Source organism: Streptomyces liliifuscus (assembly GCF_016598615.1).
GTDB classification, from domain to species: Bacteria; Actinomycetota; Actinomycetes; order Streptomycetales; family Streptomycetaceae; genus Streptomyces; species Streptomyces liliifuscus.
On record NZ_CP066831.1, the window covers coordinates 9,661,300 to 9,682,706 of the forward strand.

Here is a 21,407-nt window from a genome sequence, read left to right on the forward strand (position 1 = left end):
ACTGCTCAGGAGGCGAAGATCATGGGGAATGGGGCTCTCAGCGGTGCGGTGATCGCGGTGGCCGGCGCGGGCGGACCCGCGGGCCGGGCGGCGCTCCTGCGGCTCGCCGAGGCGGGAGCGACCGTCGTCGGCTCGGACAACGATCCCGAGCGGCTCGCGGAGGCGGTGGACGCGGCCCGGTACGCGCACGGCGGCTCCACGGTCGTCGGCGACACGGTCGACCTGCTCGACCTGCAGTCCAGCCACGACTGGGCCGCCCGCATCGAGAAGGACTTCGGGCGGGTCGACGGCCTGGTCCACCTCGTGGGCGGCTGGCGCGGCAGCGAGACCTTCACCAAGACGGTCCTCGACGACTGGGACCTCCTGGAGATGCTGCTCATCCGCACCGTGCAGCACACCTCCCTCGCCTTCCACGAGGCGCTGCAGCGCAGCGACCGCGGCCGGTACGTCCTGATCAGCGCCGCGGGCGCCAGCAGGCCCACCGCGGGCAACGCCGCCTACTCCGCCGCCAAGGCCGCGGCCGAGGCCTGGACGCTGGCCATGGCCGACTTCTTCCGCAAGGCCGGAGTGTCCGAGGGCGCGGACGGGGCGACGTCGGCGGCTGCCATCCTGGTGGTGAAGGCGTTGGTGCACGACGCGATGCGCGCCGAGCGCCCGAACGCGAAGTTCGCGGGCTTCACGGACGTCAAGGAACTGGCCGAGGCCATCACCGGCGTCTGGGAGCAGCCCGCCTCCGAAGTGAACGGAAAGCGTCTGTGGCTGACCGAGAAGCGGTGAACCCTCCGAAGACCGACGCGCGACGTCGTCACGACCCGGAGATCCGCGGATTCGCCAGCGACAACTACGCGGGGGCCCACCCCGAGGTGCTCGCCGCCCTGGCCCTGGCCAACGGCGGGCACCAGATCGCGTACGGCGAGGACGACTACACCGATCACCTCCAGCAGGTGATCCGGGGCCACTTCGGCGCGAGTGCCGAGGCGTTCCCCGTCTTCAACGGCACCGGCGCGAACGTCGTGGCGCTCCAGGCGCTCACCGACCGCTGGGGCGCGGTGATCTGCGCGGAGAGCGCGCACATCAATGTCGACGAGGGCGGCGCCCCCGAGCGCATGGGCGGGCTCAAGCTGCTCACGGTGCCCACGCCCGACGGCAAGCTCACCCCCGAGCTCATCGACCGGCAGGCGTACGGCTGGGACGACGAGCACCGCGCGATGCCGCAGGTCGTGTCGATCACCCAGAACACCGAGCTGGGCACCGTCTACACGCCCGACGAGGTCCGCGCGATCTGCGAGCACGCCCACGCGCACGGCATGAAGGTGCATCTCGACGGCGCCCGGATAGCCAACGCGGCCGCCTCGCTGGACGTCCCGATGCGGGCGTTCACCAACGCCGTCGGCGTGGACGTCCTGTCCTTCGGCGGCACGAAGAACGGCGCGCTGTTCGGTGAAGCCGTCGTCGTTCTCAACCAGGACGCCGTCAGTCACATGAAGCACCTGCGCAAGCTGTCGATGCAGCTCGCCTCCAAGATGCGCTTCGTCTCGGTGCAGTTGGAGGCGCTGCTGGCCAAGGACCTGTGGCTGCGCAACGCCCGCCACGCTAACGAGATGGCCCAGCGCCTCGCCGAGGGCGTGCGCGCGGTGCACGGCGTCGAGATCCTCCACCCCGTGCAGGCCAACGCCGTCTTCGCGCGGCTGCCCCACGACGTGAGCGAGCGCCTGCAGAAGCGCTACCGCTTCTACTTCTGGGACGAGGCCGCGGGCGACGTCCGCTGGATGTGCGCCTTCGACACGACCGAGGACGACGTCGACGGGTTCGTGGCGGCGCTCAAGGAGGAAATGGCCCGCTAGCGTCCTAGGACGTCATGCATAGATATGTGGTCACCTGAAAAGTCATTGACTCTCGGGTGGCCGCATTCCTATGCTCTGCGGGCATGGAGCTGATCCAGAACACCCCCGACCTGTCCGCATACTTGGCCGCTGACGAGGTGGTCGACCATCACCATCCGCTCGTACGGGAGACGGCCGCACGTCTTGCCGAGGGGGTGGCGGACTCGTATGACTATGCGCGTGCCGCGTACGAGTTCGTGCGCGACACCGTTCCGCACTCCCAGGACGCGGGCGACCCGCGCGTCACCTGGCGCGCGTCCGACGTCCTCGAACTGCGCACCGGCATCTGTCACGCCAAGGCGCACGCGCTCGCCGCGCTCCTGCGGGCCGAGGACATCCCCACCGCCTTCTGCTACCAGTCGCTTCTCCATGACGACGGAAGCGGGCATGTCGTGCACGGTCTGGTCGCCGTGCGGTTCAACGGGGCCTGGCACCGACAGGACTGCCGTGGCAACAAGCCGGGTGTGGACGCCCGGTTCTCGCTCGACGGCGAACGGCTGGCCTTCCCCGTCGATCCGCAGTCCAATGAGGTGGACTATCCAGTACTGTACGCTGAACCTCATCCGGTCGTCCTGAGCGCCCTCAAGGCAGCCCCCGACCGGCCGCACCTGTGGAAGACCCTCCCCACCGCACTCTGAGGCAAGGCAGACAAGGCAGAAGATGACCCTCCCGCTCACCGTGTCCGACGAGGTGCGCGCCCTCGCGCCCGGTTTCACGCACCTCACCATCGAGGCGCACGGACTCGTCAACGGGCCCAGTACGGACGGCACCTCGGCACTCCTCGACGACGCGGCCCGCCGTCTCGTCGCCCGCCTCGACGGGCGCGCCCCGCACGAGGACCCGCACATGGCCGCCTGGCGCGAGGTCTACACGGCGTTCGGCTCCAAGCCCTCGCGTACGCGCAACTCGGCGGAGGCGCTGGCGAAGAGGGCCCTCTCGGACGCAGGGCTGCCCCGGATCAACATGCTGGTCGACCTCTACAACGCGATCAGCGTCGCCCACCTGATCCCGGTCGGCGGGGAGGACCTCGACCACATCCAGGGCGGGATGCGTCTCGTGCGCGCCACGGGCGACGAGGACTTCGTGACCGTCGCGGCGGGGGAGGAGACCGTCGAGCACCCCGACGCGGGCGAGGTGGTGTGGTGCGACGAGAGGGGCGTGACCTGCCGCCGCTGGAACTGGCGCCAGGGCCCGCGCACCCGCCTCACCGAGGAGTCGACCTCGGCGGTGTTCCTCCTGGAGAGCCTCACACCGATGCCGGTGCCCGCCGTCGAGGCCGCGGGCACCGAACTCGCCGAACTGCTGGAGAAGTTCAGCCCGGGTGCGCGGATCACTGTGCACGCGCCTCGGTAGCGGCTCGGCGTAACCGGCCTCTCAGCGGGCCTCGGCGGCCTTGACCTCTTCGGGGGTCGGGGCCGTGCCGCCGAGGTGGGCCGGCATCCACCAGGTGTCGTTCGGGCCCTTGGGGCGTACGGGGTAGGCGCGCTGGGCGGCTTCCAGGAGCTCCTGTACTCGCTCGCGCAACTGGCGGGTGATCGCGCCCGCGTACTTGTCGCGCGAGGCCTCTATGGCCTCGCCGACGCGGATGGTGATCGGGATGTGGCTGCGCTTGAAGTGGCGCGGGTGGCCCTTGGTCCACAGCCGCTGCGTGCCCCACACCGCCATCGGGATCAGCGGGACGCCGGCCTCCTGGGCCATGCGCGCGGCACCCGACTTGAAGCTCTTCAGCGTGAACGACTGAGAGATCGTGGCCTCGGGGAAGACACCGACGATCTCGCCGGAGCGCAGCGAGTCGAGCGCGTGGGCGTACGCCGCCTCGCCGTTCTTGCGGTCCACCGGGATGTGCTTCATGTTGCGCATCAGCGGACCGGAGATCTTGTGCCGGAAGACCGACTCCTTCGCCATGAAGCGGACCAGACGCTTCTGCGGCAGGGCGGCCAGACCGTCGAAGATGAAGTCGAGATAGCTGATGTGATTGCTCACCAGCACCGCACCGCCCGAGCGCGGGATGTTCTCCGTTCCCTTGAGGTCGATCTTCAGGTCCCAGGCCTTGAACAACGTCTGGGCGAGACCGATGGCGGGACGGTAGGCAAGCTCAGCCATGGACGGAGTGGACCCTTCTCTCTGGTCTGCCTGGGAAGGGGGCTCCCGGCGGGAAGTTACGGTGCCGTAGGTTTACGGCATTGCGCAGATCGTGCCCCAAGAACGGACGAGTGGCCAGTCCTCGTGCCGCGCAAGGGCGAGATCCTCGTCACGTCACCCCTTGATCCACCTCGGAGTTTTAAACCGCCTTTACTCTGCGCGAACCGTGAGCCGACGTACGAGCAGGTACATCTCGCACCCGAGGCAGTACCCGAACGCCGCGTTCAGAAACGCCGCCGCAAGCGCCGCGCCGGTCGCCGCGAGCCCCAGCCACTCGGGCCCCACTCCGTAGCCGATCAAACCCAGCGCCGCGAACACGAAACCGACCGCCTGTGCGAACCGCGGCGGCTCCGGCGCCTCGAACTCCGTCGGCGGCCCGATCCGGGGACGCACCGCCTTGCGGAACAGCCAGCCGTACGGGGAACGCGCCACGCCACCGGCCGCGCCGAGCGCGAACGCCAGCGTCTGCCAGGCCAGCAGCCAGGCGCTGCCGGTGATCAGTACGACCGCCAGTACGACGGTCGTCACGGCCGCTCCGAAACGCGGCCCTCTTGCATCGATGTCCATGGATCAAGCATTCCGCATGGAAAACGATCCGTTGACGCGGGAATCTTTGCAGTCTCGTGAATGCTGAAGCCGAAGATGGCCGGAATCGTGGTGTGCGTGGTGGTGCTCGTGGCGGCGAGCGCCTTCGGAGTGCTGAACCGACGGCGGAGCGGGAGAGTCAGAGTGCGCGGGCGGGACGGCGGAAAGCGGCTCGGCGCGGCCGAGTTGGGCGAGGACCTCGGTGAGCGCGCCACACTCGTCCAGTTCTCCAGCGCCTTCTGCGCTCCCTGCAGGGCGACCCGCAGGGTGCTCGGCGAGGTCGCCGACATCGTCCCGGGCGTGACGCACGTCGAGATCGACGCCGAGGACCACCTCGACCTCGTACGGGAACTCGACATTCTCAAGACGCCGACCGTGCTCGTCCTCGACGCGGACGGACGCGTGGTCCGGCGCGCGACCGGACAACCGCGCAAGGCGGACGTGATCGCCGCGCTCGGCGAGGCGGTCGGAACACCCTGACCTGTGACGCTGGACGAGGCTGGAGGGCACCGGTGACGCATCTCCCATATGCCGGGACGCACTTGACTGCACGCACCACCTATCGTCAGCCTGACCGTATGCCCCCGGAACTCCTTCTCGTCGAGCGCGAACGCCCTCGGACCGCGGCTCCCGCCCGCTGCGCGAGCGCGCACTGTCCGGGCTGTTGACCAGCCCAGGACCTGCTCGTCGCCTCCCGCAGAAGGACAACTCCATGACGGCCTCGCCCGATCTCGGAACCCCTCGACTCACCACTCCCGAACTCGCCTCCCCGGACCTCCTGCGCTCCGTCTTCCGGCGCCACGCGGCCGGAGTCGCCGTGATCACCGCCCAGGGCGGCGAGGGCCCCGTGGGCTTCACCGCCACCTCGCTCACCTCGGTGTCCGCCGAGCCCCCGCTGGTCTCCTTCGGTGTCGGCACCGGCGCGTCCAGCTGGCCGGCGATCGCCGAGAGGGACCACGTCGGCGTCCACATACTCGGCGAGCACCAGCGCGAACTGGCGGCCACCTTCGCCCGCAGCGGCGCCGACCGCTTCGGCGCGCCCACCGCCTGGCGGGAGGGGCCCGAGGGCGTCCCCGTACTGGACGACGTCCTCGCCTGGCTCGTCTGCCGGGTCGTCGCCCGTGTGCCGGCCGGGGACCACCGCATCGTGCTGGCCGAGGTGGTCCTCGGGGACCCCACCGGTGCCGGTCGCCCACTCCTGTACCACCAGGGCGACTTCAAGGGGCTGCGGGAATGACGCGTCGGGCCGTACGGCCCACCTCGCCTGCGGGAGCGTCGAGTTCCGATTACGCTGCGTTGCAAAGGTCACAGTTCAAAGCGCTTGCTTAGAGGGAACCACCTGCGGGAGCGTAGATGTGCGTACTGGCGAGTAATATTTCGCTCGGAGCGCGGGTCGCCCCCACCGGGAACGGCCGCTTCAGGCGCCTATGCTGCCCATAAGCAGGCAGCCCAGAAAAGACGATGCAGTAGGAGAGCCGGCGTGAGCTTGAGGATCGTTGTCACCGTGAAGTACGTGCCCGACGCCACTGGCGACCGGCACTTCGCCGATGACCTGACCGTCGACCGTGACGACGTGGACGGCCTGCTGTCGGAGCTCGACGAGTACGCGGTCGAGCAGGCCCTGCAGATCGCCGACGAGGCGGACGACGCGGAGATCACCGTGCTGACCGTCGGCCCCGAGGACGCCAAGGACGCGCTGCGCAAGGCGCTCTCCATGGGCGCCGACAAGGCGATCCACGTCGAGGACGACGACCTGCACGGCACGGACATCATCGGTACGTCGCTCGTGCTGGCCAAGGCCATCGAGAAGGCCGGCTACGACCTGGTCATCTCCGGCATGGCGTCCACCGACGGCACCGCCGGTGTCGTCCCGGCGCTGCTCGCCGAGCGTCTGGGCGTCCCGCAGGTCACGCTGCTCTCCGAGGTCTCCGTCGAGGACGGCGTGGTCAAGGGCCGCCGCGACGGCGACACCGCCTCCGAGCAGCTGGAGGCCTCCCTGCCGGCCGTCGTGTCGGTCACCGACCAGTCGGGCGAGGCGCGTTACCCGTCCTTCAAGGGCATCATGGCCGCCAAGAAGAAGCCGGTGCAGTCCTGGGACCTGGAGGACCTGGAGATCGAGACGGACGAGGTCGGTCTCGAAGGCTCCTGGACCAAGGTCGACTCCGCCACCGAGCGCCCGGCACGCACCGCCGGCACGATCGTCAAGGACGAGGGCGAGGGCGGCAAGCAGCTCGCCGAGTTCCTCGCGGGCCAGAAGTTCATCTAGGGCCCCGTCGAGGCTCGCTGAACCTCCGTTCGCCCACCGCCCCTCATCTTTCGCAAGCAGGAGAGCATTCCCATGGCTGAAGTTCTCGTCTACGTCGACCACGTGGACGGTGCCGTCCGCAAGCCCACCCTTGAGCTGCTGACGCTGGCCCGCCGCATCGGCGAGCCCGTCGCCGTCGCGCTGGGCCCCGGCGCCGCCGACACCGCCGCCGCGCTCGCCGAGCACGGCGCGGTCAAGGTCCTCACGCACGACGCCTCCGAGTACGCCGACTACCTGGTCGTCCCGAAGGTGGACGCGCTGCAGGCCGCGTACGAGGCCGTCTCCCCGGCCGCCGTGCTCGTGCCGTCCTCCGCCGAGGGCAAGGAGATCGCCGCCCGTCTCGCGGTCCGTATCGGCTCGGGCATCATCACCGACGCCGTCGACCTGGAGGCCGGCGACGAGGGTCCGGTGGCCACGCAGTCCGCGTTCGCCGCCTCCTTCACCACCAAGTCCCGCATCTCCAAGGGCACCCCGGTCATCACGGTCAAGCCGAACAGCGCCGCCGTGGAGGCCGCCCCGGCCGCCGGCGCCGTCGAGGCCCTCGCGGTCTCCTTCTCGGACAAGGCGACCGGCACCAAGGTCACCGGCCGCACCCCGCGCGAGTCGACGGGCCGCCCCGAGCTGACCGAGGCCGCGATCGTGGTCTCCGGCGGCCGTGGTGTCAACGGCGCCGAGAACTTCGGGATCATCGAGGCCCTCGCCGACTCGCTCGGCGCGGCCGTCGGCGCCTCGCGTGCCGCGGTGGACGCCGGCTGGTACCCGCACACCAACCAGGTCGGCCAGACCGGCAAGTCGGTCTCCCCGCAGCTCTACATCGCCTCCGGCATCTCCGGCGCCATCCAGCACCGCGCCGGTATGCAGACCTCGAAGACGATCGTCGCGGTCAACAAGGACGCCGAGGCACCGATCTTCGACCTGGTCGACTACGGCGTGGTCGGCGACCTCTTCGAGGTCGTCCCGCAGCTCACCGAGGAGATCAACACCCGCAAGGGCTGATCGGCTCCACGGGTACCCCGCAGGTGTTTCGCGGGTGCCCCGTGACCTACGAGGCCCCGGTGACCGTCAAGGTCACCGGGGCCTCGCCTCATGCCAGGGTCAGCGACGCCTGTACGGGCAGATGGTCGCTCGGGAACTGTCCGCCCACGGCGAAGGTGTTGATCGACGCCCGGTGCGAGGTCACGCCGGGCGTGGCGAGTATCCAGTCGATGCGGTCGCCGTCCGGGGTCAGGGGCCGGTAGCCGTGGAAGGTGGCGTACAGCGTGCTCCGCTCGGCCGCGGTGTCCCAGGTGTCGGTGAGTCCGGCAGCCAGCATCGTGTCGTAGACCGCGTTCTTGTGGGCGGCGACATTGAAGTCGCCGGTCACCACGAGCGGCAGGGTCCGGTCGAGCCCGGCGATCCGTGCGGCGATCAGGGACGCCGCACGCGCGCGTGCGTTCTGGCTCGCGTTGTCGAGGTGGGTGTTGAGGAAGTAGAACTGCCGCTCGCCGTCGCCCAGGTCACGGAAGCGGACCCAGGTCACCATGCGTATGGATCCGCCGCCCCAGGTGTTCGAGCCGATCACGTTGGGGGTGTCGGAGAGCCAGAAGTGGTCGTACTCGACCGGGGCGAGTCTGCGGGTGTCGTAGTAGACCGCCATGAACTCGTCGCGGCTGCCGCCCGCGCGGCCCGTGCCGATCCAGTCGTAGTGCAGTCCGAGGTCGGCCTCGATGTCGCGTACCTGCTGGTAGAGACCCTCCTGGACGCCCATGACGTGCGGCTGCTCCTGGCGCAGCAGTTCGCGCATCACGGGGCGGCGGACGGCCCAGCTGTTGGGTTCGGCGGTGCTCGCGTACCGCAGATTGAAGGACATGACCTCCAGTCGGCGGCTCCGGGGTATTCGGTTCGCGGCGGAGGCGGGTGAGGTCGACAGTGCTGTACTGGACAGAGGCAGCGTGACCGCCGCGGCGAGCGCGGTCTTGAGGCCCAGGCGGCGCGTGACTCGACTGCGATGGGGCACGGGTGGCTCCTTCTGTGGCGGATGCCGGTTCCTGTGGGGGACACCGGTCCTGCAGCGGACAGCGGACGAGTCGTGCGCATCGCAGTCTCGAAGCTCGGCGTGAACATGTCGAGATCCCGGGATGGACCCCGAAGGAAGTCCCGGGGACGGCCCCCGAGGGAATTCAGGGGCGGCCGCGGTGCGAATCCCGGACGGCCGGGGAAGGGATCCGGCCATGGCCTGAAAGGAATCTGGACGTGGCCCGGCAGGGTATCGGAGGCGGTCGGGGCGGGAGCCTTCGGGGTGGCCCGGGTGGGCGGAGGGTGTTGACCGGCGGGAAGGTCCGCGGATAACTTCGCTCTACGGATATTTGATTCCGTGAAGCGGAAAACAGGAGGGCGTGGAATGGGTCAGGGCCAGCAGGAGAAGGTGGCGACGAGCCTCGCGGGCGCGGTCAGCGAGGAGATCAGCGCCTCCCTCGCCCCGGTCGACGCCGAGTTGGGGCGCCGCTACCCCGGCGACCCCGGCACCCGCCAGCCCGTCCACACCGTGTACGTCCCCGGTGACGTCTTCGCCGCCGACACCATCCGCTCCTGGGGCGACCAGGCTCTCGCGGCGCTCGACGAACACGCGCCCGACGCCGCCTCCTTCGCCGCGGTCCTCGGCCTCTCCGACGACCTCGCCGCGCCCGTGTACGACCGCGTACGCGCCAAGCTGGAGCGCGAGCCCGTCGAGGACCTGCGCGTCGACTTCGAGGACGGCTACGGCCCGCGCCCGGACACAGAGGAGGACGAGGCGGCGGCCCGCGCGGCACGACTGGTCTCGGAGGCGTACGAGAACGGCACGGCGGCCCCGTACATGGGCATCCGTATGAAGTGCATGGAGGCGCCGGTCCGTGACCGTGGCATCCGCACGCTCGACATCTTCCTGACCGGCCTGATGGAGGCGGGCGGCCTGCCCGACGGGCTCGTGCTGACCCTCCCCAAGGTGACCTATGCCGAGCAGGTCACGGCCATGGTGCGGCTCCTGGAGGAGTTCGAGAAGGCGCGCGGCCTGGAGCAGGGCCGGATCGGCTTCGAGATCCAGATCGAGACCAGCCAGTCCATCCTCGCCACCGACGGCACCGCGACCGTCGCCCGCATGATCCAGGCGGCGGAGGGGCGGGCCACGGGCCTGCACTACGGCACCTTCGACTACAGCGCCTGCCTGGGCGTCTCCGCCGCCTACCAGGCCAGCGACCATCCGGCCGCCGACCACGCCAAGGCGATCATGCAGGTCGCGGCCGCGGGCACCGGCGTCCGTGTCTCGGACGGCTCCACGAACGTCCTGCCGGTCGGACCGACGACCAAGGTCCACGACGCCTGGCGGCTGCACTACGGCCTCACCCGCCGCGCGCTCGCCCGCGCCTACTACCAGGGCTGGGACATGCATCCCGGCCACATCCCGACGCGCTACGCGGCCGTGTTCGCCTTCTACCGCGAGGGCTTCGAGCAGGCCGCGGGACGTCTCGCCCGGTACGCCAACCACGCCGGCGGCGACGTCATGGACGAGCCCGCCACCGCCAAGGCCCTCAGCGGCTACCTCCTGCGCGGCCTGGACTGCGGCGCCCTCGACATCGCGGAGGTGGCCCGAGCGGCGGGCTTGACCCGCGCCGACCTGGAGACCTTCGCAACCCCGAGGCGCGCGGACCTGACAATCTCGGCTCCATAAGGGCTCGGCCCAGCCCCGCCCCACCAGGGGCGCGGGGAACTGCGCGACAAGCCACAACCGGCCCGCAGGTTCAAGACGGCCCGTGGCACCCCGCACACCGGAGTACCCCGCACTTCGTGGCACCCCGCACCTAGCGACCAAGTCACAGCGACAGCGCCCCGCCCCGTACTCTGGACGCCACTCATTGGTGTGACTCAGGAACGGGGCAGCGGTGTCTTCGGGGGAAAATCAGCAACCAGGGGAGAAGGACCGACCGGACGGGCCAGACCAGCCCGACGGGATCGGCCGACTCCTCGTCGGACGCTACCGCGTCGTCGCCCAACTGGGCCGCGGCGGAATGGGCGTCGTCTGGCGGGCGCTCGACGAGGTCCTGGGCCGCGAGGTCGCGGTCAAGGAACTGCGTACGTACTCGGACGCGGGCGCGCCCGAACTGGCCGACCTGGGGCTGCGCATGCAGCGCGAGGCGCGTGCGGCGGCCCGCGTGCGCCACCCCGGAGTCGTCGCCGTGCACGATGTGGCGGAGGTGGACGGCCGGCCGCTGATCGTCATGGAACTGGTGGACGGACCGTCCCTGGACGACGTCCTGCGCGACCGCGGCACCCTCGACGCCCGCGAGGCGGCCGGGATCGGTGCGAAGGTCATGGACGCGCTCTCCGCGGCCCACCGCGTCGGAGTGCTTCACCGTGACGTGAAGCCCGGCAACATCCTGCTCGACCGCTCCGGCCGGGTCGTCCTCACCGACTTCGGCATCGCCACGATGGACGACCCGGGCGACGGCTCCGCCACCCATCTCACCCGCAGCGGCGAACTGGTCGGCTCCCTGGACTACTTGGCACCCGAACGGGCCCAGGGCCACGAACCGGGCCCCGCCTCCGACATCTGGGCCCTGGGCGCCACGCTGTACGCGGCCGTCGAGGGAGCCTCGCCGTTCCGGCGTACGTCGACCTGGTCCACCCTCACGGCGATCGTGGTCGAACCGCTGCCGGAGCCGCAGCGCGCCGGACCGCTCGGCCCTGTTCTGCAGCAACTGATGCACAAGCAGCCGGAGTCCCGCCCGGACGCCGTAGAAGCGAGCCGCCTGCTGCAAGCGGTGGCGGACGCCACCACCGGCCCGGACTCGGCGACGAGGGGCCTGCGCCCGCCCGCGCCCCGGCCGCGCGAGGCGACCGAGCGGAGCGTGCCGGCGGTGCCGCCGGGCTTCGGCCCACCGGAGTCGGCCGGCGCGGGCTTCGGGCCCGCGGGCGAGGGCCGGGCGGAAGCCGGCTCCTTCGGCGGCTCCGCGCCCGGCGTTCCGGCGACGGGTCATGCGGGCTTCGGCGCCCAGGAACCGGGCGGGGCCGGGGCTGAGGGGCCGCGTACAGGCACGGGAGCAGCCGCATTCGGCGCTGCGGGCGTCGGCGGGACCGGGCCCGGATCCCCCGGGGAAGGCCGGCCGGGGTCCGCAAGTCCGGCGACGGACGGGACGGGCGCCTCGACATCTGCATCGCCGTCGGCCTCCGCTTCCGCTTCCGCAGGGAGCGGTTCCGGGCCCGGCTTCCCGGACGCGGGGCCGACAGCACCCGGTGCCCAGCAGACAGGCGGCCACGGCACCCCCTCGGCCGTGGGCTCCTCCGCACCATCCCCGATGACCGGGCCGGGCTTCGGGCCGCCCGAGTCGATGGCTCAGCCCGCCGTTCCGGCGGGCCCCCGGCGCCGCAAGGGCCGGGTCCTTCTCGCCGCCGCAGCGGTCACCGTCGTGCTGGCCGCGACCGGCGTCACCGTCGCCCTCATGAACGGCTCCGACGAGTCGGGACCCACGGCCGGGCCCAGGGCCTCCCAGGGCGGTGACGCCACCCCGTCCGAGGGCGCGAGCCGCGGCTCGATCGACCTCTCCGACGACACCGAGCCCACGGAACAGGGCGACAAGAAGGAGTCCGCGAAGCCGAGCGAGAAGCCGGAGCGCACCGAGGACGCCAAGCCCACGGACAAGGCACCGGCCGCCTCGCCCAGGCCCAGCGAGGGCGGTACCACGGGCGGCGGTTCGGACGGCGGCACGACCGGCGGAGGCGAGGACCCCAGCCCCGCCCCGGTCTGCCACGCCATCGGCGGCGGCAAGTTCAACTGCGAGGTCTGGAAGACGTCCAAGTCCTACACCGCGGCCGGCGCCGAGGCGGGCACCCTCAACGCGGGCACCAACTACTTCTACTGCCAGCAGAACCTCGGCCGCCGCGAGACCTACGGCGAGTGGACGAACGTCTGGTGGGCGAAGACAGACGACGACAGCGGCAACACCAACGTCTTCGTCAGCGACGTCTACATCAAGGGCGGCGACAACGACGCGCCGGTTCCGGGGCTGCCGGTCTGCTGACCGGGCAGGTACTTCTCCAGTCCGGAGGCCGTCGTCCACCCCTCCTCTGCGAACAGCCGGGTGCCCGCGGTGCAGAGCCGCAGATCGCCGCGGGCCCGGGCGCAGAACTCCTCGGGCGTGGCGCCGAACAGGTCCCGCAACCGCGCTGACCGGGCAAGGAGTCCGGTGAGCAGCGGCCGCTCACCGGGATGCCTCAGCGGCGCCCCCGTACCGTCGTGGAGGACTCCGCGCCGGTTGACGTAGAGGTGGGCGCCGTCGAGTGCGGTGCCCGACTCCAGCTCGATCCGGACGTCGGCGGCGGGCAGCGACACACGGTCGTACGCCCCCGCCGGCGCCGTGACGCCCTCGCTCGCGTCGACCGCCGCGAGCTGCGCCGGGTCCAGCCAGGTGACGAACAGCTCGCGGGTGTGCCCGGGCGCGCGAAAGGGCGACGCGGACACGTACCCCATCGCGCTGACGTGGGCCGAGGCGCCCACCTCCAACCCGGTGACCCGGGCCTTCACCAGCGGGAGCGGGGACGACAGCTCGTACTCCCGCATCTTGTGCCGGAGTTGCGCGGGGCAGGCGTTGGAGCCGACGGCGAGGACCGGGACGCGGTCCGGGAACGTGTGGCGGGTGAGGGGCAGCAGCCGGTCCCCGTCCAGGAGTCCCGATTCCTCGGGCCACGCGCCCGGATAGGCCAGCGGATGGTCGCGGGGCGCCTCGGCGAGACCGAGCGCTTCCAGCGTGCGGTGGGCATACGGGTCGCCGGCCGTCATGTGTCAGTCCGAGGGCGGCTGTTCGCCCGAGCCGCGGGTGATCAGACGCGTCGGGAGTTCGATGCGTTCAGGTAGGACGAGCGAGCCGTCGAGCTGACGGAAGAGGCGCTCGGCGGCGGTGCGGCCGAGCTGCGCGGCGTCCTGGGCGACGACCGTGACCCCGGGCTTGAGGAGGTCGGCGAGTTCGATGTCGTCGAAGCCGACCAGGGCCACGGGGCGGGAGCCCTCGGCGATGACACGCACGGCCGTGACCGTCACACGGTTGTTGCCCGCGAAGATCGCCGTGACGGGGGAGGGGCCGGCGAGCATGTCCTCGGCGGCCTTGCGCACCCGCTGCGGGTCGGTGACGCCCAGGGACATCCAGGCGTCCTCCACCGGAATGCCGGCGTCCTCCATGGCGGCGCGATAGCCGCGCAGACGCTCGGCGGAGGTGTGGATGCGCGGCATGTCACCGATGAACCCGATCCGGCGGTGGCCGTGCGCGATGAGGTGGGCGACGCCGTCGCGCGCACCGCCGAAGCTGTCGGAGAGGACGACGTCCGCGTCGATCTGTCCGGCGGGGCGGTCCACGAAGACCGTGGCGACACCCGCCTTTATCTCGGGCTCCAGATAGCGGTGGTCGTCACCGGCCGGGATGATCACGAGCCCGTCCACGCGGCGCGCGCACAGCGCGAGGACGAGCTCCTGCTCGCGGTCCGGGTCCTCGGCGCTTGAGCCGTTGATCAACAGGGCGCCATGGGCGCGGGCCACTTCCTCGACCGCCCGGCTCAACGGACCGTAGAACGGGTCCGCCAGATCCTCCAGTACGAGACCGATGCTCGCCGTACGCCCCTTGCGGAGCACCCGCGCGCTGTCGTTGCGCCTGAAGCCCAGCGCGTCGATCGCCTCCTGTACCCGGCGCTCGGTGTCCGGGGTGACTCCTGGCTCGCCGTTGACTACACGCGATACCGTCTTCAGACCGACACCGGCACGCGCCGCGACGTCCTTCATCGTGGGACGGTTGCCGTAGCGGCTCTCGGTTCGGCGGGCGGTCTCGGCCACGATGCGCTGTCCTGTCCTGTAGTCCATGGGGCTGCGTCGGTCCTGAGGATGCTCGGTTGGTCGCCAGATCGGGGTGTGGCGTCGAGCATAGAGCCTGGACAACGTTGTCAGATGCGGGAGAGACTGTCCATCGCAATCTCCGGCCCACCCTTCCTCACGCCGAGACCGGCCTGCCCTTTTCTCATGGTCCAAATGGGATCCAAACGGGAGAACAGACACTGATGCACACCGACCTCGTGGCCGCGCTCGACATCGGCGGCACCAAGATCGCCGGAGCGCTGGTGGACGGCCACGGCCGGATCCTGCTGCGCGCCCAGCGGCCGACGCCCGCTCAGGAGGGCGGCGAGACCGTCATGGCGGCCGTTGACGCCGTGCTCGGCGAACTGACGGTCTCGCCCCTGTGGAGCCGCGCCACGGCCATCGGCATCGGCAGCGCGGGCCCGGTGGACGCCTCCGCGGGCACCGTGAGCCCCGTGAACGTGCCCGGCTGGCGCGACTACCCCCTGGTCGAGCGGGTCCGGGCAGCCACGGCCGGGCTGCCCGTCGAGCTGATCGGCGACGGCGTGGCGATCACCGCGGCCGAGCACTGGCAGGGTGCGGCCCGCGGACACGACAACGCGCTCTGCATGGTCGTCTCGACAGGCGTCGGAGGCGGCCTTGTCCTGGGCGGACAGCTGCACCCCGGACCCACCGGCAACGCCGGTCACATCGGGCACATCAGCGTGGAGCTCAACGGCGACCCCTGCCCGTGCGGGTCCCGCGGCTGTGTCGAGCGCATCGCGAGCGGCCCGAACATCGCGCGCCGCGCCATCGAGGGCGGCTGGAAGCCCGGGGCCGAGGGCGACGACTCGGCGGCCGCCGTGGCCGCCGCCGCCCGCGCCGGTGACCCGGTCGCGGTGGCGTCCTTCGAGCGTGCCGCCCAGGCCCTGGCCGCCGGGATCGCGGCTACCGCGACGCTGGTGGAGATCGACATCGCGGTGATCGGCGGAGGGGTGGGGAAAGCGGGTGACGTCCTGTTCACGCCGCTGCGTGCCGCGTTGCGCGACTACGCCACGTTGTCGTTCGTGCGGCGGCTCACTGTGACGCCGGCGCAGATGGGGACGGATGCGGGGCTTGTGGGTGCGGCGGCGGCTGCGCTCAGCCGGCAGGCCGGCGCCACCACCGCGGTGGTTGGCGGCTGAGCCGCCCTCTGTTGCCCGGGTGGCGATTCGATACGAGCGTTGTCGGGTGCCGGCCGGTGGGGGCTGGTCGCGCAGTTCCCCGCGCCCCTAAAAGGCGCGCAGTTCCCCGCGCCCCTGGAAAAGAAGGCACTTCGGGGTGCGGGGAACTGCTTGGTCGAGCCCTGCCGGACCGTTGCTGTCAGCAGGTGAGTTGGGTGTCTGCCCAGTCGCCGTGGTCCGAGGTGATTCCGTTTCCGCCGTCCGTGACGACGAGGCGGATCACCTGGGCGCCGCTCACGTCGGCCGAAAGGGGCTGTGCCGGCTGGGCGTTGGTCAGGACGCCGGTCGACGCGACCTTCGTGCCGTCGGCCCAGATCTCGAAGGCGACGGACCCGTCGGTGCCTTCCTCGTCGTCCACGCCGACCTTCGCGGTCACGGTCTCGCAGGCCGTGCCCGTGTAGTACTCGACGGTGCTCTCCGCATGGACGCCGAGCCCTGTGGCGTACACGACGCCGTTGATCGTGATCGGCGTGCCGTCGCCCGCGTCGCTCTCGCCGTTGCTGGTGTTGCGCTCGACGGGGCCCCAGCCGTTGGTCGTCGAGAGCCAGGGGAGATCACCGAGATTCGAGGCGCCCGAGGGCGGGGCCACCACGACGGACGCCGTCAACGGCAGCACACTCTCGGCCCGCACCCCGCTCGGCGAGCGGTAGGTGGCCTTCAGCTTCAGTTCGTACGACCCCGTGGGTGTGCCGACGGGCGCGGTCACCGTCCACTTGGTGCGCAGCGCCCTGCCGGTCGGGAGGGAGTCTGTCGTGGTCTTTGACCTGGCCTTCACCTTCCAGCCCTCGGGGCCGGTCAGGGAGACGGAGACGCGCTTCGCGGGTGTGCGGCCCAGGTCGGTCACCGAGGTCGTCAGAGCGGTCGGCTTTCCCGCCTCGATCAACGTGCCCCCGTCCAGGCCGAGTTCGACGGCGGGCGGGTTCTTGGCCCAGCGGCCGTCCGTCGATACGCGTACGAGGACCGTGCCGTGCGCCGGAACCGTCGCCGAGATCGCGCCCGCCGTGTTGTAGCTCTTGTGCTGCCACAGGTCGCGCAGCGTGTATGCGTCCGCCTCGGGCAGTCCGACGGCCTTCGCGGTCGTGGCGATGCGCTGGGCGCTGCCGGTCTCGTTGAAGAGGGCGACGGTGCGGCTGCCGTCCTTCATCTCCTTGGCGACGACCCAGCGACCGCCCTCGGAGGAGAGCACCGCGCCCTGCTTGCCGAGCGGGTCCTGGTCGACCGCGATGACCTCCTTGTTGCCGAGGATGTCGAAGGTCTCCTCGGGGACTGACCGCAGGTCCGAGCCGATGAGCAGCGGCGCGGCCATGATCGACCACATCGAGAAGTGCGTGCGGTACTCCCTGTCCGTCATGCCGCCGTTGCCGACCTCCAGCATGTCGGGGTCGTTCCACCGCCCGGGACCCGCGTACTGCGCGAGCGGCAGGTTCTGCTTCATGATCGAGAGCATCGAGCCCCAGTTGTCACTGATGTCCCCGGTCGTACGCCACAGTTGGCCGACGTCCGCCGCCCACTCCCAGGGCTTGTTCTCGCCCCACTCGCAGATGCTGTAGACGATGGGACGGCCGGTTGTCTCGGAGGCGGCCTTCAGCGCGTCACGCATCGTCGTGTAGCGCTGCTTGGCGTCCACACCCTGGTTGTTGCAGTTGTCGTACTTCAGGTAGTCGACACCCCAGTCCGCGAACTGCTGGGCGTCGCTGTACTCGTGGCCGAGCGCGCCCGGGAAACCCGCGTCGTTGCACGTCTTGGTGCCCGCGCTGGTGTAGATGCCGAGCTTGAGCCCCTTGGCGTGCACGTAGTCCGCGACCGCCTTGATGCCGCCGGGGAAGCGGACCGGGTCGGGCACCAGCTTGCCGTTCGCGTCACGGGCGGGCAGTGCCCAGCAGTCGTCCAGGTTGACGTACTCGTACCCGGCCTCCTTGAGCCCCTTGGCCACGAAGATGTCCGCGATCCCCTTGACCATCTCCTCGTCGAACTCCGCACGGCAGTGCGTGGAGTTCCAGTTGTTGAAGCCCATGGGCGGGGTGAGGGCGAGACCGTCGTCCGGGGCGGCTGCGGTCGGTGCCGCCGGAGTCCCGGCCGGTGCTCCGGTCAAAACTCCGGCGTTGGCTGCCGGGGCAGGCCCGGTCAGTCCCAAGGTGCCGAGCAGCCCTGCGGTGAGTGCTCCGACCACTCTTCGGCGAGTCGTGCGGGTGAGAAAGTGACGCATCGTTACGTCCTCCGTACTCGCGAAAGGTTGGATGTCTTCATGTCCGCGTCATCCGTGCGCGTTTACGGTAGGACCTGTCGCACTGTGGTGGAAGAGGTGCGGTGACGTTTGTTCGATATCCCGTCAAAACCCTAGACGATGCTCCTACTAGGGGGTGGGATTCAAGCCTCGCGTGCGGTTGTGTTGAATTGCGGACGCGGGATGGGAGTGCGGCCCGGTCATGGTCGAAGGGGCTCGTGGTCCTCGGAAGCGCGACAGGACATCGGATGTCCCGGTGAAATCTCCTGCGTGGCGCGGCTGTGCCGTGGGGCGGCGAAAAGGCCGACCATGACCCATGAGCCGGTCGGCCCGTGACCCATGGGCCGGTCGGCAGTTGAATCGGGCATGAAGAAGCGCAGCATGCTCGCCATCGCCTCCCTCGCCGCCGGATTCGTGGTGGCGGCCGTCACGCCGTCCCACTCCGCGGAGGGTGGCGACGCCCTCGGCAGCCTCGACGTTCAGAACACGCTCAGCAGCCTCGACCAGACGATCAGCGACGGCAGTCTGGCCACGGACGACAAGCCCGAGGAAGAGAAGGGCTGACCCACGAGTCAGGACCGTCCCGACCATCAGCCCGGCCCGTCGAGGGCCGGGCTTTCGCATGCGTCCGGCCCGTCGAACGCGACCTCTTCAGGGCCTGGTTTCCGTGGCAGGGTGGAGCGGGCAAGCCTCAGGGGGCCAACAGCAGAGGGGGAACCGTGATCGTTTGGATCAACGGTGCGTTCGGTGCGGGGAAGACCACCACCGCACGGGAACTGATCGACCTGATCCCGAACAGCACACTCTTCGACCCCGAGCTCATCGGCGCCGGGCTGACGCAGCTCCTGCCCGCCAAGCGCCTCGCCGAGGTCGGCGACTTCCAGGACCTGCCGATCTGGCGACGGCTCGTGGTCGACACCGCGGCCGCGATGCTCGCCGAACTCGGGGGCGTACTCGTGGTCCCCATGACACTGCTCCGCCAGGACTACCGCGACGAGATCTTCGGCGGACTCGCATCCCGCAGGATCGCGGTACGCCATGTGCTTCTCGCCCCGGCGGAAACGATCCTGCGCGAGCGAATAGCCGACCGGGAGGTCCCCCCGGACCTCCCCGACGGGGAGATACGGGTGCGGCAGTGGTCGTACGACCACATCGAGCCGTACCACGCCGCACTCGCCGGCTGGCTCACCGCCGACGCCCACCCGGTCGACACCAGCGCGCTCACCCCCCACGAGGCCGCCGTGCGCATCGCCGGGGCCGTGAGCAGCGGAACCGTCCCCGTCTGCGACATCGTGCAGACCCCCGAACCCACCTCGGAGACCGTCGCCGCGGGCGTGCTCCTCTTCGACGAGGAGGACCGGGTGCTGCTCGTCGACCCGACCTACAAGGCGGGCTGGGAGTTCCCGGGCGGCGTCGTCGAGTCCGGCGAGGCACCCGCGCGCGCGGGCGTCCGCGAGGTCGCCGAGGAGACGGGCATCCAACTCGCCGACGTACCCAGCCTGCTGGTCGTCGACTGGGAGCCACCGGTACCACCCGCCTACGGCGGACTGCGCCTCCTCTACGACGGCGGCCGGCTCGACAGCGACGAGGCCAGGCGGATGCTGCTGCCGGGCCCCGAACTGCGCGCCTGGCGCTTCGTCACCGAGGAGGAGGCGGCCGCACTGCTGCCGCCCGTCCGCTACGAGCGCCTGCGCTGGGCACTGCGCGCACGGGAGCGGGGATCCGCCCTGTATCTGGAGGCCGGGGTGCCCAAGGGGTAGCCGTCCCCGCCGAGAGACGTGGGTGCACGAGGGATGAGGGGAGCACGACGGGCGTGCCCCGGTTGTGTTGTGTGGGGCACGCCCGTCGGACCAACTCGCTCAGTTCGCCGCGTAGTTGCGCAGGAACAGCGCCTCCGCGACGGACAGCCGCTCCAGCTCCTCGGGCGACACGCTCTCGTTCACTGCGTGGATCTGTGCCTCCGGCTCGCTCAGCCCGATGAGCAGGATCTCCGCCTGCGGATAGAGCGACGCGAGGGTGTTGCACAGCGGGATGGAGCCGCCCTGACCGGCGTACTGCATCTCCGCCCCGTCGTACGCGTCGCTCATCGCCCGCGCCATCGCCGCGTACGCGGGACTGGTCGTGTCGGCGCGGAACGGCTGGCCCTGGCCGATCTGTTCGAGCTGCACGCGCGCGCCCCACGGGGTGTGCGCCTCCAGATGGGCCTGGAGCAGCTTGGTCGCCTCGACCGTGTCCACGCCCGGCGGCACCCGCAGGCTGACCAGCGCGCGGGCGCCCGCCTGTACGGACGGGGTGGCGCCGACCACCGGCGGGCAGTCGATGCCGAGCACGGTCACGGCCGGCCGCGCCCAGATGCGGTCGGCGACCGTGCCCGAACCGATCAGCTCCACACCGTCGAGCACCTTCGCGTCCTTGCGGAACTGCGCCTCGTCGTACTGGAGGCCGTCCCAGCGCGAGGTGCCCGTGAGCCCGTCGACCGTCGTCGAGCCGTCCTCGGCACGCAGCGAGTCCAGTACGCGGATCAGCGCGCCCAGCGCGTCGGGGGCCGCGCCGCCGAACTGGCCGGAGTGCAGGTTGCCTTCGAGGGTGTCGACCCGGACACGGACGAGTGTCATGCCGCGCAGCGCGGTCGTCACCGTGGGGACGCCGACCCGGAAGTTGCCCGCGTCGCCGATGACGATCGTGTCGGCGGCCAGCAGCTCGGGGTGCTCCTCGGCGTACCTCTCCAGGCCGCCCGTGCCCTGCTCCTCGGAACCCTCCGCGATCACCTTGACGTTGACCGGGACCCCGCCGTTGGCCTTGAGCGCGCGCAGCGCCAGCAGGTGCATGACCAGGCCGCCCTTGCAGTCGGCGGCCCCGCGGCCGTACCAGCGGCCGTCCCGCTCCGTCAGCTCGAACGGCGGGGTCGCCCAGCCGGCCTCGTCGAGCGGCGGCTGCACGTCGTAGTGCGCGTACAGGAGGACGGTCTTCGCGCCTTCGGGGCCCGGCAGGCTGCCGTACACCGACTGTGTGCCGTCGGGGGTGTCGAGCAGCGCGACGTCCTGGAAGCCCTCGGCGCGCAGTGCGTCGGCCACCCAGTTCGCGGCGCCCTCGCTCTCGCTCCTGGGGAACTGGTCGAAGTCCGCCACCGACTTGAAGGCCACCAGCTCGGTGAGCTCCGCCTTCGCCCTCGGCATCAACGAGGCGACGGTCTCGGCGACCGGATTCGACGACATGG

The 21,407-nt window shown here is 70.8% G+C and carries 20 protein-coding genes; 13 read left to right on the forward strand and 7 right to left on the reverse strand.

Going from position 1 to position 21,407, the window contains the following annotated elements:
* Positions 1-21: 21 nt before the first annotated feature.
* The 4 genes from JEQ17_RS42135 to JEQ17_RS42150 all read left to right on the forward strand — a co-directional run bounded on the left by JEQ17_RS42135 (position 22) and on the right by JEQ17_RS42150 (position 3,236).
* Positions 22-777 carry an SDR family oxidoreductase gene (locus JEQ17_RS42135; protein ID WP_200400173.1) on the forward strand — a complete coding sequence of 252 codons (756 nt, stop codon included), beginning with the start codon at positions 22-24 and terminating at the stop codon, positions 775-777.
* Positions 774-1,844 carry a threonine aldolase family protein gene (locus tag JEQ17_RS42140; RefSeq protein ID WP_200402000.1) on the forward strand — a complete coding sequence of 357 codons (1,071 nt, stop codon included), beginning with the start codon at positions 774-776 and terminating at the stop codon, positions 1,842-1,844. Before JEQ17_RS42135 ends, JEQ17_RS42140 begins: the two co-directional genes overlap by 4 nt.
* Positions 1,845-1,927: 83 nt before the next feature.
* Complete coding sequence (locus tag JEQ17_RS42145; RefSeq protein WP_200400174.1) at positions 1,928-2,521, forward strand: transglutaminase domain-containing protein; 594 nt, start codon at positions 1,928-1,930, stop codon at positions 2,519-2,521.
* Between the two features lie 22 nt (positions 2,522-2,543).
* Entirely contained in the window at positions 2,544-3,236 is a 693-nt protein-coding gene (locus JEQ17_RS42150; RefSeq protein WP_200400175.1) for a B3/B4 domain-containing protein, read from the forward strand.
* A gap of 21 nt (positions 3,237-3,257) precedes the next feature.
* Here the strand turns inward: JEQ17_RS42150 and JEQ17_RS42155 are convergent, their stop codons facing one another.
* Positions 3,258-3,986, reverse strand: a complete 729-nt coding sequence (locus tag JEQ17_RS42155; protein WP_200400176.1) for a lysophospholipid acyltransferase family protein — start codon at positions 3,984-3,986, stop codon at positions 3,258-3,260.
* Positions 3,987-4,175: 189 nt separating this feature from the next.
* Entirely contained in the window at positions 4,176-4,592 is a 417-nt protein-coding gene (locus JEQ17_RS42160; protein ID WP_200400177.1) for a DUF4395 domain-containing protein, read from the reverse strand.
* Positions 4,593-4,667: 75 nt separating this feature from the next.
* Here JEQ17_RS42160 and JEQ17_RS42165 point away from each other — a divergent pair, with 75 nt between their 5' ends.
* The 4 genes from JEQ17_RS42165 (at position 4,668) to JEQ17_RS42180 (ending at position 7,911) form a co-directional block, all read left to right on the forward strand.
* On the forward strand, positions 4,668-5,090 hold the full coding sequence (locus tag JEQ17_RS42165; RefSeq protein ID WP_200402001.1) for a TlpA family protein disulfide reductase: 423 nt from the start codon (positions 4,668-4,670) through the stop codon (positions 5,088-5,090).
* 232 nt (positions 5,091-5,322) lie between these two features.
* On the forward strand, positions 5,323-5,847 hold the full coding sequence (locus JEQ17_RS42170) for a flavin reductase family protein (RefSeq protein ID WP_200400178.1): 525 nt from the start codon (positions 5,323-5,325) through the stop codon (positions 5,845-5,847).
* Positions 5,848-6,090: 243 nt separating this feature from the next.
* Positions 6,091-6,876, forward strand: a complete 786-nt coding sequence (locus tag JEQ17_RS42175; RefSeq protein ID WP_055613450.1) for an electron transfer flavoprotein subunit beta/FixA family protein — start codon at positions 6,091-6,093, stop codon at positions 6,874-6,876.
* A gap of 72 nt (positions 6,877-6,948) precedes the next feature.
* Complete coding sequence (locus JEQ17_RS42180; RefSeq protein ID WP_200400179.1) at positions 6,949-7,911, forward strand: electron transfer flavoprotein subunit alpha/FixB family protein; 963 nt, start codon at positions 6,949-6,951, stop codon at positions 7,909-7,911.
* An 88-nt stretch (positions 7,912-7,999) separates the two neighbouring features.
* On the opposite strand, the gene JEQ17_RS42185 is transcribed toward JEQ17_RS42180, so the two are convergent.
* Positions 8,000-8,911: an endonuclease/exonuclease/phosphatase family protein gene (locus tag JEQ17_RS42185; protein ID WP_200400180.1), complete on the reverse strand. Its 912-nt coding sequence runs from the start codon at positions 8,909-8,911 to the stop codon at positions 8,000-8,002.
* 384 nt (positions 8,912-9,295) lie between these two features.
* On the opposite strand from JEQ17_RS42185, the gene JEQ17_RS42190 reads away from it, so the two are divergent.
* Positions 9,296-10,600: a DUF6986 family protein gene (locus JEQ17_RS42190; RefSeq protein ID WP_200400181.1), complete on the forward strand. Its 1,305-nt coding sequence runs from the start codon at positions 9,296-9,298 to the stop codon at positions 10,598-10,600.
* A 211-nt stretch (positions 10,601-10,811) separates the two neighbouring features.
* Positions 10,812-12,947, forward strand: coding sequence for a serine/threonine-protein kinase (locus JEQ17_RS42195; protein ID WP_200400182.1), 2,136 nt, complete (start codon positions 10,812-10,814; stop codon positions 12,945-12,947).
* Here the strand turns inward: JEQ17_RS42195 and JEQ17_RS42200 are convergent.
* Both JEQ17_RS42200 and JEQ17_RS42205 read right to left on the reverse strand, forming a co-directional pair.
* The gene (locus JEQ17_RS42200) at positions 12,893-13,705 is read right to left on the reverse strand and encodes a hypothetical protein (protein WP_200400183.1); all 813 of its coding nucleotides are present in this window, start codon (positions 13,703-13,705) and stop codon (positions 12,893-12,895) included. The genes JEQ17_RS42195 and JEQ17_RS42200 overlap by 55 nt on opposite strands.
* Before the next feature lie 3 nt (positions 13,706-13,708).
* On the reverse strand, positions 13,709-14,773 hold the full coding sequence (locus JEQ17_RS42205; RefSeq protein WP_200400184.1) for a LacI family DNA-binding transcriptional regulator: 1,065 nt from the start codon (positions 14,771-14,773) through the stop codon (positions 13,709-13,711).
* A 194-nt stretch (positions 14,774-14,967) separates the two neighbouring features.
* Here JEQ17_RS42205 and JEQ17_RS42210 point away from each other — a divergent pair, with 194 nt between their 5' ends.
* Positions 14,968-15,927, forward strand: a complete 960-nt coding sequence (locus tag JEQ17_RS42210) for an ROK family protein (RefSeq protein ID WP_200400185.1) — start codon at positions 14,968-14,970, stop codon at positions 15,925-15,927.
* 178 nt (positions 15,928-16,105) lie between these two features.
* On the opposite strand, the gene JEQ17_RS42215 is transcribed toward JEQ17_RS42210, so the two are convergent.
* Positions 16,106-18,172: an NPCBM/NEW2 domain-containing protein gene (locus JEQ17_RS42215; RefSeq protein WP_200400186.1), complete on the reverse strand. Its 2,067-nt coding sequence runs from the start codon at positions 18,170-18,172 to the stop codon at positions 16,106-16,108.
* Positions 18,173-18,556: 384 nt separating this feature from the next.
* Between JEQ17_RS42215 and JEQ17_RS42220 the strand changes: the two genes are divergently transcribed.
* Complete coding sequence (locus JEQ17_RS42220) at positions 18,557-18,754, forward strand: hypothetical protein (RefSeq protein WP_200400187.1); 198 nt, start codon at positions 18,557-18,559, stop codon at positions 18,752-18,754.
* Between the two features lie 155 nt (positions 18,755-18,909).
* Positions 18,910-19,950, forward strand: a complete 1,041-nt coding sequence (locus tag JEQ17_RS42225) for an NUDIX hydrolase (protein ID WP_200400188.1) — start codon at positions 18,910-18,912, stop codon at positions 19,948-19,950.
* A gap of 99 nt (positions 19,951-20,049) precedes the next feature.
* Here the strand turns inward: JEQ17_RS42225 and JEQ17_RS42230 are convergent, their stop codons facing one another.
* Positions 20,050-21,405, reverse strand: a complete 1,356-nt coding sequence (locus JEQ17_RS42230; protein ID WP_200400189.1) for a dipeptidase — start codon at positions 21,403-21,405, stop codon at positions 20,050-20,052.
* Positions 21,406-21,407: the final 2 nt, after the last annotated feature.